The organism is Inquilinus sp. CA228 (assembly GCF_052078665.1).
Lineage (GTDB): Bacteria > Pseudomonadota > Alphaproteobacteria > DSM-16000 > Inquilinaceae > Inquilinus.
Genome location: NZ_JBQJIK010000022.1, coordinates 12,692 through 25,644, shown reverse-complemented (window position 1 = coordinate 25,644; position 12,953 = coordinate 12,692). Strand labels below are relative to the sequence as shown.

The window sequence follows — 12,953 nt, the reverse complement described above, 5'->3', positions numbered from 1 at the left end:
AGCATTTACAAACGGTCCTTCAGACTTGCAGGCCGCCGGCCACGTCGATCACGCCGCCGGTGATGTAGCCCCCGTTCGGCCCCGCCAGAAAACAGACGAGGGCCGACACTTCCTCGAGCGTCGCGATCCGACGGATGGGGTGCAGGTCCATGATCGCGGCGGGGAGCCTGTCGCGGACCTCTGCCGCCATGTCGGTCGGCATGATGCCGGGCTGGACGATGTTGACCGTGATATTGCGTCCGCCGAGATCGCGGGCGACGCCCTTCGCATATCCGGCGATGGCCGCCTTGGTTCCCGCATAGTCGGCGACCCCGGTGAACGGGATGCGGCTGCCCAGGAGGGAGCCGATGAAGATGATCCGGCCGCCATCCGGCAGCATCGGCGCTGCCGCGCGCGTGGTCGCCACCGCGCCCATGACGTTGATCTGCCACTGGCGATCGAGATTGACCGTGTCGAGATCGGGATCGTCGACCGTCTTGCCCTGCACGGCGATCGCCGCATTGTTGACGAGGATGTCGAGCTTGCCGAAATGCGCCACCACCTTGGCGACCAGCGGCTTGGCCGCGGCCGAGTCGGCCTGGTCGCTTTGGATCGCGAGAGCCCGGACGCCCTTCGCCTTCAGCCTCTCGACCACAGCTTCGGCCTTCCCGGCCGACGCGACGTAGCTGATCGCAACGTCCGCTCCCTGGTCGGCAAGGGCCTCCGCCGTAGCGGCGCCGAGCCCGCGCGAGCCGCCGGTAACGAGAGCGACCTTACCCTTCAACGTGTTCAACATGAGGATCCCTTCCGTGCGCGATCAGAGCGCCCGACCATGGCGAGCGACCTCTTTTTCGTAACGAATGTTACGATAACGCTTGGTATGAAATCTGGACAGGGGCTGTCAAGCAGTTTAGTAATGACCATTATGAAAAAAGTTGGGCTGGGCTGATGGGCCGCCATCGCGAGTTTGACGTGGAGAAAGTGCTGGACGCTGCGCTATGCGTCTTCTGGCGCAAGGGCTACGAGGGTGCGTCCTACGCTGACCTGACCGAGGCTGCCGGCGTAGAGAGACCCGCCCTCTATTCTGCGTTTGGCAACAAGGAAGCGCTCTTCCGCCATGCCCTGGCTCGCTATGAGGAGCGATACCTGGGCTACATTCCGGAGGCGCTTCAACTCCCCACTGCGCGCCAAGTTGCGGCGCACATCCTGTACAATGCAGCCGACCTCAATTCGCGCTATCCCGACCATCCGGGGTGTTTCGGCATCAATGGGGCCCTGGCGGTATCGGATGAAGCGGAACCTGTGCGACAAGCGCTGATAGAGTTTCGCGCGGCTGGTCAGGCGCAGCTTCGTGAACGCTTCGAACGGGCGAAAACCGAGGGCGACTTGCCGGAGACGGCCAAACCCGATGCCCTTGCCGCGTTCGTGATGGCTGTCACTCACGGCATGGCAGTGCAGGCTAAGGCCGGCTTCAGCCGCGACATGCTGGAGGCTGTTGCTGAGCAAGCGCTTTCCACTTGGCCTACCGGTAGTTCCACATTCTCGTCATGATATAAGCGGTCTACCTCCCACCCTTGAACAGCTGCGCCGCAATCGATACAATTGTTTGTATCGTCGGCAAGCTCCTGTCGGGAACCAGATCAAAAACGAGAGGAAATGTCCCTTGACGCGGATAGCCCGTCGGGATTAATTCCATCACGTTCAATTAATATCAACCGATGCCCGGGAGGAGAGGAAGGAAGTGCGACGGTCCGCCATCCGCCGCGGCACGAATTCGGTGCAGCTCCGCCGCTACAATGAGCGGCTGGTGCTGCAGACCCTGCGCCGCGCCGGCGAGGCGTCGAAGGCGGAGCTGGCCCGGCTGGCCGACCTGACCAACACCGCGATCGGCGGCATCATCGCCCAGCTCGAACGGGACGGGCTGATCGTCTCGCTCGGCAAGCGCCATGACGGCGGCCGCGGCCAGCCCGCCACGCTGTACCGGCTGGCCCCCAAAGGCGCCTACGGCATCGGCGTGCGGCTGGACCGGCGCAGCATGGAGGCCGTGCTGATCGATTTCGGCGGCGCCGTGATCGCCCGCCGCAGCCATGACCAGTTGCTGCCCGCCCCGGCCGAGGCGCTGCGCATCGCCCGCCAGGACGTGGCCGAGCTGCTGGCCGTCCTGGCCCCCGCCGACCGGCCGAAGCTGGCCGGCATCGGCCTGGCCCAGCCCTACAATCTCGGCGCCTGGCTGCACCAACTGGACCTGCCGCCGGCCGATTTCGCCGCCTGGGACATGGTCGACTTCGCGGCGATGCTGGAGGCGACGACCGGCCTGCCCGTCTTCGGCGAGAACGACGGCACCGCCGCCGCGGTGGCCGAGCTGTTCTACGGCATCGGCCGCAGCATCGACGACTTCCTGTACCTGTTCATCGGCCCTGCCATCGGCGGCGGCGTGGTGCTGGGCGGCGACTGCCTGCGCGGCCCGACCGGCAATGCCGGCGACGTGGCGCTGCTGCCGGTCGGGCCGGGGCGCCTCGCCTCCGCCCCCGCCCCCGCCGACGACCGCGACATCCTGCTGACCCGTGCCTCGCTGAACGCGCTGTCGCGCCACCTCGCCTTCCACGGCCTGCCCGGCGGCGGCCGCGCCGACCTCAAGGCCGCGATCGCCGCCGCCCGGCCGCCGGTGGCGGAATGGATCGGGGATTGCGTCGATGCCCTGACCGATGCCATCTGGTCGGCCGCCGCCCTCTTGGAGGTGCGCAGCGTGATCATCGACGCCGATATCGACGACGGGCTGATCGACGCCCTGATCGGCCGGCTGCAGTCGCGGCTGGCCGCCACCGTGCCGGAGGCCGGCCAGCCGCCGCGCCTGCTGCACGGCTCCTTCGGCTGCGACGCCGGCGCCATCGGCGCCGCCAGCCTGCCGATGTTCTTCAGCTTCTCGCCGCGGGCCTCGATCCTGACCCGCAGCGCCGACGAGAGAGGATGGCGAGACCATGCTGCAGCCGCAGACTAGCCCCACGCCGATCCTGGAGATGCACGGCATCTCCAAGACCTTCCCGGGGGTGAAAGCGCTGACCCGGGTCGACCTGACCGTCTATCCGGGCGAGATCCACGCCCTGATGGGCGAGAACGGCGCCGGCAAGTCGACCCTGATGAAGGTGCTGTCCGGCGCCTACCAGGCCGATGCCGGCGGCACCATCCGGCTCGACGGCAAGGATGTGACGATCGGCGGGCCGCTGGCTGCCAAGCAGCTCGGCATCGCCGTGATCTACCAGGAGCTCAGCCTGTCGCCGAACCTGACCGTGGCGGAGAACATCTATCTCGGCCGCGAGCCGACATCCGGCCCCTTCGTCGACCGCAAGGCGATGCTGGCCGGCTGCGAGGACGTGCTGGGGCGGCTGGGCGCCGGCTTCCGCCCGACCACGCTGGTCGGCACCCTGTCGATCGCCGAGCGCCAGCTGGTCGAGATCGCCCGCGCCATCCACGCCCAGGCTCGCATCCTGGTGATGGACGAGCCGACCACGGCCCTGTCGGCGCGCGAGACCGACCGGCTGTTCGAACTGATCCGCCGGCTCAAGGCCGAAGGGCTGGCGATCATCTACATCAGCCATCGGATGTCGGAGATCTATGAGCTGTCGGACCGCGTCTCGGTGCTGCGCGACGGCAGCTATGTCGGCACGCTGGACCGCGACGGCCTGTCCGCCGAGGCGCTGGTCAAGATGATGGTCGGGCGCGACATCTCCGGCTTCTACAAGAAGGAGCATGACGCGCATCAGAGCGCCGGCCGGGTGATCTTCGCGGTCCGCGACATCGCCGACGGGCGCCGGGTCCGCGGCTGCAGCTTCGAGCTGCATGAGGGCGAGGTGCTGGGCATCGCCGGCCTGGTCGGCTCCGGCCGCACCGAGCTGGCGCGGCTGATCTTCGGCGCCGAGCCGAAGACATCCGGCGAGGTGACCCTCGAGGGCAAGACGCTGCAGATCCACGGGCCGGGCGACGCCATCGCCGCCGGCATCGCCTACCTGACCGAGGACCGCAAGGGCCAGGGCCTGTTCCTCGACATGTCGGTGCAGGACAACATCAACCTCGTGGTCTACAGCACCGACGCCGGCCCCGGCGGCATCCTCGACCGCGCCCATGCCAGGGTCCGGGCCGGTGACGCCATCGCCGCCCTGAAGATCCGGGTGGCCAATGCGGAGGTCACGGTCGGCGCGCTGTCCGGCGGCAACCAGCAGAAGGTGCTGCTGTCGCGCCTGCTGGAGACCAAGCCGCGCATCCTGATCCTCGACGAGCCGACGCGCGGCGTCGACATCGGCGCCAAGTCGGAGATCTACCGCATCATCGACGGGCTGGCGAAGGCCGGGATCGGCATCATCGTCATCTCGTCGGAGCTGCCGGAGGTGATCGGCATCGCCGACCGCGCTTTGGTGATGCGCGAGGGCCGGATCGAGGGCGAGGCCGGCGGCGCCTCCGGCCGCCCGCTGACCCAGGAGGCGATCATGGCCCTCGCCACCGGCATCGCCGACCCCGCCGCCGCCACTGTCCAATAAGGGATCGTCAATCATGGCCGACAACGCCGCCACCTCCGCCGTCAACCGTGACGCCGAACGCCGGCTGATGATCCAGGGCCTGATCCGGACCGTCGGCATGCTGCCGGTGCTGATCCTGCTCTGCATCGCCTTCTACTTCATGAGCGAGGGGGGGCGCTTCGCCTCCTGGCAGAACCTCTCGATCGTGATGCAGCAGGCCGCGATCAACACGGTGCTGGCCGCCGGCATGACCTTCGTCATCCTGACCGGCGGCATCGACCTGTCGGTCGGTTCGATCCTGGCCGCTTCCGCCATGGTCGCGGTGATCGGGTCGCTGATTCCCGACCTCGGCCTGCTCGGCATCCCGCTCGGCCTGATCTGCGGCCTCGTCTTCGGCCTCGCCAACGGCTCACTGATCGCCTTCCTGCGGCTGCCGCCCTTCATCGTCACCCTCGGCTCGCTGACCGCGGTGCGCGGCATCGCCCGGCTGGTGGGCGACGACACCACCGTGTTCAACCCGTCCCTGTCCTTCGACTTCATCGGCAACGGCACCGTCCTCGGCGTGCCCTGGCTGGTGATCATCGCCTTCCTGGTGATCGTGCTGTCCTGGCTGGTGCTGCGGCGGACGGTGCTGGGCGTGCACATCTACTCGGTCGGCGGCAACCCGGACGCGGCGCGGCTGTCAGGCATCAAGGTCTGGCGCGTGTTGCTGTTCGTCTACGGCGCCTCCGGCGTGCTCGCCGGCCTCGGCGGGGTGATGTCGGCCGCCCGGCTCTACGCCGCCAACGGGACGCAGCTCGGCACCAGCTACGAGCTCGACGCGATCGCCGCGGTGATCCTGGGCGGCACCTCCTTCGTCGGCGGCATCGGCTCGATCTGGGGCACGCTGGTCGGCGCGCTGATCATCGCCGTGCTGTCGAACGGGCTGATCCTGGTCGGGGTGCCCGACGTCTGGCAGTACATCATCAAGGGCCTGATCATCATCGGCGCCGTCGCGCTCGACCGCCTGCGCCTGCAGGGGTCGGCCCGCACCTGAGGATTTCCCGCTTTCCGGAACGGGCCGGCAGGACCTCTGGTCGCCTCGCCGGCTCCATCGCTCAGACCAGGGGAGGAACCACGTGCTGAAACACATCCTGCTCGCCAGCGTCGCGCTGGCGCTGTCGGTCGGCGCCGTCGGCGTCGCCGACGCCAAGGATCTCAAGAAGATCGGCGTCTCGCTCGGCTCGATGGGCAACCCGTTCTTCGTCGCCCTGGCCAGGGGCGCCGAGTTCGAGGCGAAGAAGACCAACCCGGATGTCGAGGTCCAGGCCGTCGGCTACGACTACGACCTGGGCAAGCAGTTCACCCAGATCGACAACTTCATCGCCGCCGGCGTCGACATGATCCTGCTCAACCCGGGCGACCCGAAGGCGATCGGGCCGGCGATCCGGAAGGCGCAGGCGGCCGGCATCATCGTGGTCGCGGTCGACACCGCGGCCGAAGGCGCCGACGCCACGGTGACGACCGACAACGTCCAGGCCGGCGAGATCGCCTGCAAGTACATCGCCGACAAGCTCGGCAACAAAGGCAACGTCGTCATCGTCAACGGCCCCCAGGTCTCGGCCGTGACCGACCGGGTCAAGGGCTGCCACAACGTCTGGGACGAGCTGCCGGACCTGAAGATCCTGTCCGGCGACCAGGACGCCAAGGGCTCGCGCGACGGCGGCCTGGCGGTGATGCAGGGCCTGCTGACCCGGTTCGAGAAGATCGACGGCGTCTTCGCCATCAACGACCCGACGGCGATCGGCGCCGACCTGGCGGCCAAGCAGCTCGGCCGCAGCGACATCATCATCACCTCGGTCGACGGCGCGCCGGACATCGTCGCCGCGCTGAAGGGCAACACCCTGGTGCAGGCCTCCTCGGCCCAGGACCCGTTCTTCATGGCCCGCAAGGCGGTGCAGGAGGGCGTCGGCCTGCTGAACGGCCAGAAGCCGGCGCAGGACCCGACCCTGATCCCCTCGACCTTGATCACCCGCGACAATGTCAACGACTACAAGGGCTGGACCGGGGAGTAAGCCTCGCCGTTTGGATTGGGTTCGCGGACCGCGGACCCAATCCAGGCGCCCTGTCCCGAAGCGCCGTGCATGGCAGCCCCGGCGTGATCGGCCATGGCCCTGCCGATTCGTCCGGCGTAACTCTGGAGGAACGATCGAGCCGCAACGGGCCCCGTTTCCGATGACGATCTCCCAGGCCGAAAAAGGGTCGAGTGACGCGGCCCCGGCCTCGCTCCTGCCCGCCATCGGCTACAAGCTGGCCTCGGCCGCCCTGTTCACCTGCATGTCGGCGCTGATCAAGCAGCTCGGCGACCAGTATCCGGTCGGCCAGATCGTCTTCGTCCGCAGCTTCTTCGCCATGATCCCGGTGCTGTGGCTGGTGCATCGCCTCGGCGGCTTCCGGGTGCTGCGCACCGAGCGGCTGGGCGGGCATCTGCGCCGCTCCGGCTCCGGCCTGGTCTCGATGTTCTGCGGCTTCACCGCGCTGAGCATGCTGCCGCTGGCGACGGCGACGGCGCTGGGCTACGCCGCGCCGATGTTCATCACCATCCTGGCCATCCCGCTGCTCGGCGAGACCGTGCGGATCTACCGCTGGAGCGCGGTGGTGATCGGTTTCGTCGGCGTGCTGCTGGTGGTGCATCCGACCCCCGCCACCGGCATCTCGCTCGGCGCGCTGGTGGCGCTCGGCGGCGCGATGGCCACCGCCTTCGCCATGGTCTCGATCCGTAAGATGGCGGACACCGAATCGAACGTCACCATCGTCTTCTACTTCACCCTGTCCGGCGCCGTCGCCGGCGCCGCCACCCTGCCCTTCGTCGGGGTCTGGCCCGATCTGATCGACATCCCGATCCTGGTCACGGTCGGGGTGCTGGGCGGCATCGCCCAGATCCTGATGACCAAGGCCTACCAGCTGGCCCCGGCCTCGGTGATCGCGCCGTTCGACTATGCCTCGCTGATCTTCGCTCTCGGCCTCGGCTTTCTGGCCTGGGGCGAGTTCCCGACCCCGATCGAACTGCTCGGCACCGCGGTGATCGTCAGCTCCGCCCTGTTCATCGCCTTCCGCGAGCGGCAGCGCCGGATCGTCCGCCCGGTCGGCAAATCCATGTGACTCCGGAGCGCTTGCGCTGAATCCGGGGATCGGAGACTGTCCGGCCATGTCGGTCGCATCCTTCGGCTCCCGAGTCGCCCGGGCCCTCGCTCTCTCCATCGCCCTGCTGCTCGGCCTGGCCGCGACGGCATGGGCCGGCTGCACCGACGCCGCGGCGCCGGGCGTCAACTGGCGGCGCTGCCTGCTGGACGAACGGCCGCTCAGCCGCATCGACCTGTCCGGCGCACAGCTGCGCGAGGTCAGCCTGACCCGGGCGGTGCTGGACGGGGCGATCTTCACCGGCGCCGAGGCCTATGGCGCCAGGTTCAGCAATGCCAGCCTGAAGGGCGCCAAGCTGGATTCGGCGCGCCTCGGCAACTCGGACTTCACCGATGCCGACCTGACCGGCGCCGACCTGAGCAAGAGCGACCTGCGCAACGCCCGCTTCGTCGGCGCCAGGCTGCGCGGCGCCACCCTGACCGGGGCCGATCTGCGCGGCACCGTGTTCCGTGGCGCCGACCTGTCCGGCGCCACCTGGATCGACGGCGCCAAGATCTGCGCCGAAGGCTCGATCGGGCTGTGCGAATAGCGAAGCGGCCCGCGGCCTGAAAAGCATGAACCGAGCGAACCGATGACCAGCACCGGCAGTTCCACCCGGCGTCCCGCCCTTCCCCTCGACCGCGTCATCGCGGTGATCCAGATCGTCGGCGGGATTGCCGGCCTGACCGAGATCGGCGAGCGGATCTATCGCGACGGCCCGGCGATCATCGCCGCGACGCAGTGGCTGGTCCTGCTGGCCGCGGCGCTGCTGATGCTGCTCTGCATCGCCGCCGGCGCCCTGCTGTGGAACCGCCGCCGCCTCGGCTACGCCCTGTCGCTGCTGGCCCAGGCCAGCCAGATCCCGATCCTCTACACCGCCGGCGTCGCCTACCACTTCCACATGATCGCGCGGCTTCCGGTGACACTGGTCGCGAACAACCCGGCGATGTCGATCACCCCGTCTTACGGCATCGGCCTGGACCCGTTCCAAGGGGCGCTGTCGCTTGGCTTCTATCTCGACACCGGCCTGTCCGGGACGATCGTCGCGCTCAACCTGGTGCCGGTGGTCCTCTGCATCATCCTGGAATACTTCCGGCAGCGGAACCGCTGACCGGCAATGCCGGCTTGCCAGGAGCAGCTGGGCTGCGATGATGGAGAGGCGAAGGCGGGGGGACATCGTGACCGAACCGGTCGTGGCGCGAGGCGGAAGGCCGTCATCGGCAGCGAAGCTGTTGCACCTTCTGTCTCCTCGCCGAATCGTTGCCTTCATCGAAATCGCCTGCGGCATCATAGGGTCGTACGTCATCCTGGTCCGGTTGGTGGAATCCGGCCTCTCAACTCTGCCCCTTGGCACCGGGCTGATATTCGCCTGTGTGATGCTGTTGTACGGCCTCTCTGTGGTCGCCGGATTCCAGCTCCTGAAGGGCAACAGGGCCGGATACGTCCTGTCGCTTCTTGTCCAAGCACTCCAGATTCCCGTTATTGCATCCGACTATATCATCTACAAAATTTACGGCCTGACCACGCTCGCATTATTTATCCAGATTCCCAAGACAGGAGACCTGGATATCTATTTCGGCTATGAACTCAACTGGCTGTTTGTCGGATTCCAAATCTTTGTCGACAATGACATCAACAGGCTCGTCGTCGGCATGAACGCGGTGCCGGCCCTGTTCATCCTCATAATATGGCTGGGGCGGCAAGGCCTGCGCCGAGGCTGGGAAGCGGCTGCGAGCCCGGTCGAGACGGCGAACTGAGCGAGCCTACAGCTTAGTCCGCTTTCGCCAGCGCAACCAGCGCGGCGCCGCTGAGGCGGTAGCCGGTCCAGTCCGATTTGTGCTCGAAGGCCAGCCGGTCATAGACCTCCCGCGCCGGGTTCCAGGTCAGGACCGAGAGATCGAGCCGCTTGCCGCCGCGCGCCACCACCAGCTGCGCGATCCGGACCAAGAGCGCCCGGCCGACGCCGAGGCCGCGGGCCGTGTCACGGACATAGAGGTCCTCGAGATAGATCCCCTCGCGTCCCTCCCAGGTCGAGTAGCTGGGGAAGAACAAAGCGAAGCCCAGGACCTGGCCGCCGCGCTCGGCCATCAGCGCCTCGAATTTCGGGGTCGGGCCCCAGCCGTCGCGCAGCAGATCGGCCTCGGTCGCCAGCACCGCGTCCGGCTCCTTCTCGAACACCGCCAGCTCGGTGATCATCGCCAGGATCTCCTTGGCGTCGCGGGGCTCGGCGGGGCGGATCACGAGGTCGGTCATGGCAGGCTCTCGGTTCGGGTCGCGGCGATCCTCGACGCGGCTCCGGGCTGCGTCAACCCGACGCCAGCGGTTTCGGCGCAGCCCGGTCATGCTATAGACAACACATGGTCGAACTTTCCCGGAACATGCCGGCCGGCTTCGAGCCGCCGTACCTGCAGAACCTGAACCCGGCGCAGCGCCAGGCGGTCGAGACGCTGGACGGTCCGGTGCTGGTGCTGGCCGGGGCCGGCACCGGCAAGACCCGGGTGCTGACCACCCGCCTGGCCCATATCCTGTCTACCGGCAAAGCCTGGCCGAGCCAGGTCCTGACCGTCACCTTCACCAACCGCGCCGCCCGCGAGATGCGCGAGCGCGTCGCCCACCTGCTCGGCACCCCGACCGAGGGCTGGTGGATGGGCACCTTCCACGCCCTGGCCGCCCGCATCCTGCGCCGGCATGCCGAGCTGGTCGGGCTGCGCTCGAACTTCTCGATCCTCGACACCGACGACCAGATCCGGCTGATCAAGCAGCTGATCGAGGCCGACAGCATCGATTCGAAGCGCTGGCCGGCGCGGGTGCTGCTGGGCGTGATCGAGCGCTGGAAGGATCGCGGCCTGACGCCGGCGAAGCTGAAGCCGGCCGATGCCGGCGAGGTGGCGCAGGGCCGCATGCTGCAGCTGTACATTGCCTATCAGGAGCGGCTGCGGACGCTGAACGCCTGCGATTTCGGCGACCTGCTGCTGCACAACCTGACCATCTTCCAGGAGCATGCGGAGGTGCTGGCCGACTACCAGGACCGGTTCCGCTACATCCTGGTCGACGAGTACCAGGACACCAACGTCTCGCAGTATCTGTGGCTGCGCCTGCTGGCCCAGAAGCACCGCAACCTGTGCTGCGTCGGCGACGACGACCAGTCGATCTATTCCTGGCGCGGCGCCGAGATCGGCAACATCCTGCGCTTCGAGCAGGATTTCCCGGGCGCCGCGGTGATCCGGCTGGAGCAGAACTACCGCTCCACCAGCCATATCCTGGGCGCCGCCGGCGGGCTGATCGCCCACAACCAGGGCCGCCTGGGCAAGACCCTGTTCACCGAGGCGGAGGGCGGCGAGTCCGTCATCGTCCGCAGCGTCTGGGACGGCGAGGAGGAGGCGCGCTGGGTCGGCGACGAGATCGAGCGGCTGCAGCGCCAGCAGGTCAAGCTGAACGAGGTCGCGGTGCTGGTCCGCGCCGGCTTCCAGATGCGCGAATTCGAGGAGCGGTTCCTGACCCTCGGTCTGCCCTACCGCGTGGTCGGCGGCCCGCGCTTCTACGAGCGACAGGAGATCCGCGACGCCGTCGCCTATTTCCGGGTGGTGGCGCAGCCGGACAACGATCTGTCCTTCGAACGCATCATCAATGTGCCGAAGCGCGGCCTGGGTGACGCCACCATCCAGCTTCTCTACCAGGCCAGCCGCGCCCTCGGCGTGCCGCTGACCGAGGCGACCCTCAGGCTGATCGAGACCGACGAGCTGAAGCCGAAGCCGCGCGGCGCCCTGCGCGCCCTGATGGGCGATTTCGAACGCTGGCGCCGCCTGTCGGAGCAGGTGTCGCAGGTCGAGCTGGCCCAGACCGTGCTGGACGAGAGCGGCTACACCGCCATGTGGCAGGCCGACAAGTCGCCCGAGGCCCCGGGCCGGCTGGACAACCTCAAGGAACTGATCAACGCCATGGAGGATTTCGAGACCCTCCAGGCCTTCCTCGAGCATGTCAGCCTGGTGATGGAGAACGAGACGGGAAAGACCGGCGAGCAGGCGACGCTGATGACCCTGCATGCGGCCAAGGGGCTGGAATTCGCCCATGTCTTCCTGCCCGGCTGGGAGGAAGGGGTATTCCCGAACCAGCGCGCGCTGGACGATGGCGGCATCGCGGCGCTGGAGGAGGAGCGGCGCCTGGCCTATGTCGGGCTGACCCGGGCGAAGCGCCGCGCCTATGTCTCCGCCGCCGCCAACCGCCGCATTCACGGCCAGTGGCAGACCGCCCTGCCCTCGCGCTTCGTCGGCGAGCTGCCGGACGCCCATGTCGAGGTCACCTCGGAGACCGGCTTCGGCGACACCGGCTATGGCCGCTTCGCCGAGGCGGCGCCAACCCGGCTGTGGACGGCCCCGCCGCAGGGCGGCTTCATGCGCCGCGCCCCGACGGTGATCGAGGGCAGCGGCTATGAGGTGCAGGCCCGGCCGCGCCCGGCCCGCGCCTTCGCCATCGGCGACCGGGTGTTCCACCAGAAGTTCGGCTATGGCGAGGTCCGCAGCGTCGACAGCGACAAGCTGACCATCGCCTTCGAGCATTCCGGCGAGAAGCGGGTGATGGACAGCTTCGTCGTCCCCGCCGCCGAGGCAGGATAACAGGCAGCAGGATGAAGATGATGGTTCGAGGCGCGGCGCTGGCGCTGCTCGCGGCGTTGACTGTTTCCGGCACGGCCGCGGCGGAGACGGGCAGCACGCTGGTCCTGCCCGGCGGCAACGGCGAGATCCTGGCCCTGACCCTGCCGGCCGGCTGGGCCCGCAGCTTCGCCGCCACCGAGGGCAGCACCACGGTGGTGGAATGGCGCAAAGCCGATCCGGCGCAGTCCGGCGACGGCAGCATCACCGTGACCCGCATCGGCGGGCTGGGCAGCAGCGACCCGGCCGAGTTCATCCGCGACAGCGCCGAGGCCTTGAGGCAAGCCTGCGACGACATCGTCGAAGGCCAGGTCCGGACCGACCCGGGTGGCACCGTCCGCACCGCGCTCGGCTGCACCCGGCGCATCAGCGACGGCCAGGGCGAGATGCAGCTGCTGCACATCACCGTCGGCCGCGAGGCGATCTATATCGCCCGCCGGATCTGGCCGCTGGCGGCCTATGACAAGGCGCATCTGCCGCTGTCCACCGAGGCCATCGCCGCCGGCGGGGCCGAGATCGACGACCTGCGCCTGTGCAACCTGTCCGGTGTCGGCACCGCCTGCCCGGCCGGGCTGGCCGCGGCGCTGAAGGACCAGATCACCGACCTGTCGCCGCTGGTGCTGCAGACGGATCTGCGCTGACCGGCGCGACACGA

Annotated in this window: 13 protein-coding genes; 11 read left to right on the top strand and 2 right to left on the bottom strand. The window is 68.3% G+C overall.

Annotated elements, in window-relative coordinates; translation table 11 throughout:
• Positions 1 to 19: 19 nt before the first annotated feature.
• Entirely contained in the window at positions 20 to 772 is a 753-nt protein-coding gene (locus tag ACTOWL_RS12935; RefSeq protein ID WP_441321645.1) for an SDR family NAD(P)-dependent oxidoreductase, read from the bottom strand.
• A gap of 155 nt (positions 773 to 927) precedes the next feature.
• Between ACTOWL_RS12935 and ACTOWL_RS12930 the strand changes: the two genes are divergently transcribed.
• The 9 genes from ACTOWL_RS12930 (at position 928) to ACTOWL_RS12890 (ending at position 9,406) form a co-directional block, all read left to right on the top strand.
• Complete coding sequence (locus ACTOWL_RS12930; RefSeq protein ID WP_441321644.1) at positions 928 to 1,530, top strand: TetR/AcrR family transcriptional regulator; 603 nt, start codon at positions 928 to 930, stop codon at positions 1,528 to 1,530.
• Positions 1,531 to 1,720: 190 nt separating this feature from the next.
• Complete coding sequence (locus ACTOWL_RS12925) at positions 1,721 to 2,977, top strand: ROK family protein (protein WP_441321643.1); 1,257 nt, start codon at positions 1,721 to 1,723, stop codon at positions 2,975 to 2,977.
• The gene (locus ACTOWL_RS12920; protein WP_441321642.1) at positions 2,958 to 4,511 is read left to right on the top strand and encodes a sugar ABC transporter ATP-binding protein; all 1,554 of its coding nucleotides are present in this window, start codon (positions 2,958 to 2,960) and stop codon (positions 4,509 to 4,511) included. Before ACTOWL_RS12925 ends, ACTOWL_RS12920 begins: the two co-directional genes overlap by 20 nt.
• Positions 4,512 to 4,524: 13 nt before the next feature.
• Positions 4,525 to 5,526 carry an ABC transporter permease subunit gene (locus tag ACTOWL_RS12915; protein WP_441321641.1) on the top strand — a complete coding sequence of 334 codons (1,002 nt, stop codon included), beginning with the start codon at positions 4,525 to 4,527 and terminating at the stop codon, positions 5,524 to 5,526.
• An 82-nt stretch (positions 5,527 to 5,608) separates the two neighbouring features.
• Entirely contained in the window at positions 5,609 to 6,544 is a 936-nt protein-coding gene (locus ACTOWL_RS12910) for an ABC transporter substrate-binding protein (protein ID WP_441321640.1), read from the top strand.
• 160 nt (positions 6,545 to 6,704) lie between these two features.
• The gene (locus tag ACTOWL_RS12905; protein WP_441321639.1) at positions 6,705 to 7,631 is read left to right on the top strand and encodes a DMT family transporter; all 927 of its coding nucleotides are present in this window, start codon (positions 6,705 to 6,707) and stop codon (positions 7,629 to 7,631) included.
• Between the two features lie 46 nt (positions 7,632 to 7,677).
• Positions 7,678 to 8,199: a pentapeptide repeat-containing protein gene (locus tag ACTOWL_RS12900; RefSeq protein ID WP_441321638.1), complete on the top strand. Its 522-nt coding sequence runs from the start codon at positions 7,678 to 7,680 to the stop codon at positions 8,197 to 8,199.
• 42 nt (positions 8,200 to 8,241) lie between these two features.
• Complete coding sequence (locus tag ACTOWL_RS12895) at positions 8,242 to 8,760, top strand: hypothetical protein (RefSeq protein ID WP_441321637.1); 519 nt, start codon at positions 8,242 to 8,244, stop codon at positions 8,758 to 8,760.
• Positions 8,761 to 8,827: 67 nt separating this feature from the next.
• Positions 8,828 to 9,406: a hypothetical protein gene (locus tag ACTOWL_RS12890; protein ID WP_441321636.1), complete on the top strand. Its 579-nt coding sequence runs from the start codon at positions 8,828 to 8,830 to the stop codon at positions 9,404 to 9,406.
• 13 nt (positions 9,407 to 9,419) lie between these two features.
• Here ACTOWL_RS12890 and ACTOWL_RS12885 read toward each other — a convergent pair whose 3' ends face one another.
• Entirely contained in the window at positions 9,420 to 9,902 is a 483-nt protein-coding gene (locus ACTOWL_RS12885) for a GNAT family N-acetyltransferase (protein WP_441321635.1), read from the bottom strand.
• Positions 9,903 to 10,006: 104 nt separating this feature from the next.
• On the opposite strand from ACTOWL_RS12885, the gene ACTOWL_RS12880 reads away from it, so the two are divergent.
• On the top strand, positions 10,007 to 12,262 hold the full coding sequence (locus tag ACTOWL_RS12880; RefSeq protein ID WP_441321634.1) for an ATP-dependent helicase: 2,256 nt from the start codon (positions 10,007 to 10,009) through the stop codon (positions 12,260 to 12,262).
• A gap of 20 nt (positions 12,263 to 12,282) precedes the next feature.
• Positions 12,283 to 12,939 (top strand): hypothetical protein, encoded by a 657-nt coding sequence (locus ACTOWL_RS12875; protein WP_441321633.1) that lies wholly within the window; start codon positions 12,283 to 12,285, stop codon positions 12,937 to 12,939.
• The last annotated feature ends 14 nt before the right edge of the window (positions 12,940 to 12,953 follow it).

What these genes read in the sequence shown, in the direction of transcription:
- ACTOWL_RS12875 (WP_441321633.1), top strand. Translation starts at nt 12,283, where the DNA reads ATGGTTCGAGGCGCGGCGCTGGCGCTGCTCGCGGCGTTGACTGTTTCC.
- ACTOWL_RS12885 (WP_441321635.1), bottom strand. Translation starts at nt 9,902, where the DNA reads ATGACCGACCTCGTGATCCGCCCCGCCGAGCCCCGCGACGCCAAGGAG.
- ACTOWL_RS12880 (WP_441321634.1), top strand. Translation starts at nt 10,007, where the DNA reads ATGGTCGAACTTTCCCGGAACATGCCGGCCGGCTTCGAGCCGCCGTAC.
- ACTOWL_RS12905 (WP_441321639.1), top strand. Translation starts at nt 6,705, where the DNA reads ATGACGATCTCCCAGGCCGAAAAAGGGTCGAGTGACGCGGCCCCGGCC.
- ACTOWL_RS12920 (WP_441321642.1), top strand. Translation starts at nt 2,958, where the DNA reads ATGCTGCAGCCGCAGACTAGCCCCACGCCGATCCTGGAGATGCACGGC.
- ACTOWL_RS12915 (WP_441321641.1), top strand. Translation starts at nt 4,525, where the DNA reads ATGGCCGACAACGCCGCCACCTCCGCCGTCAACCGTGACGCCGAACGC.
- ACTOWL_RS12895 (WP_441321637.1), top strand. Translation starts at nt 8,242, where the DNA reads ATGACCAGCACCGGCAGTTCCACCCGGCGTCCCGCCCTTCCCCTCGAC.
- ACTOWL_RS12930 (WP_441321644.1), top strand. Translation starts at nt 928, where the DNA reads ATGGGCCGCCATCGCGAGTTTGACGTGGAGAAAGTGCTGGACGCTGCG.
- ACTOWL_RS12900 (WP_441321638.1), top strand. Translation starts at nt 7,678, where the DNA reads ATGTCGGTCGCATCCTTCGGCTCCCGAGTCGCCCGGGCCCTCGCTCTC.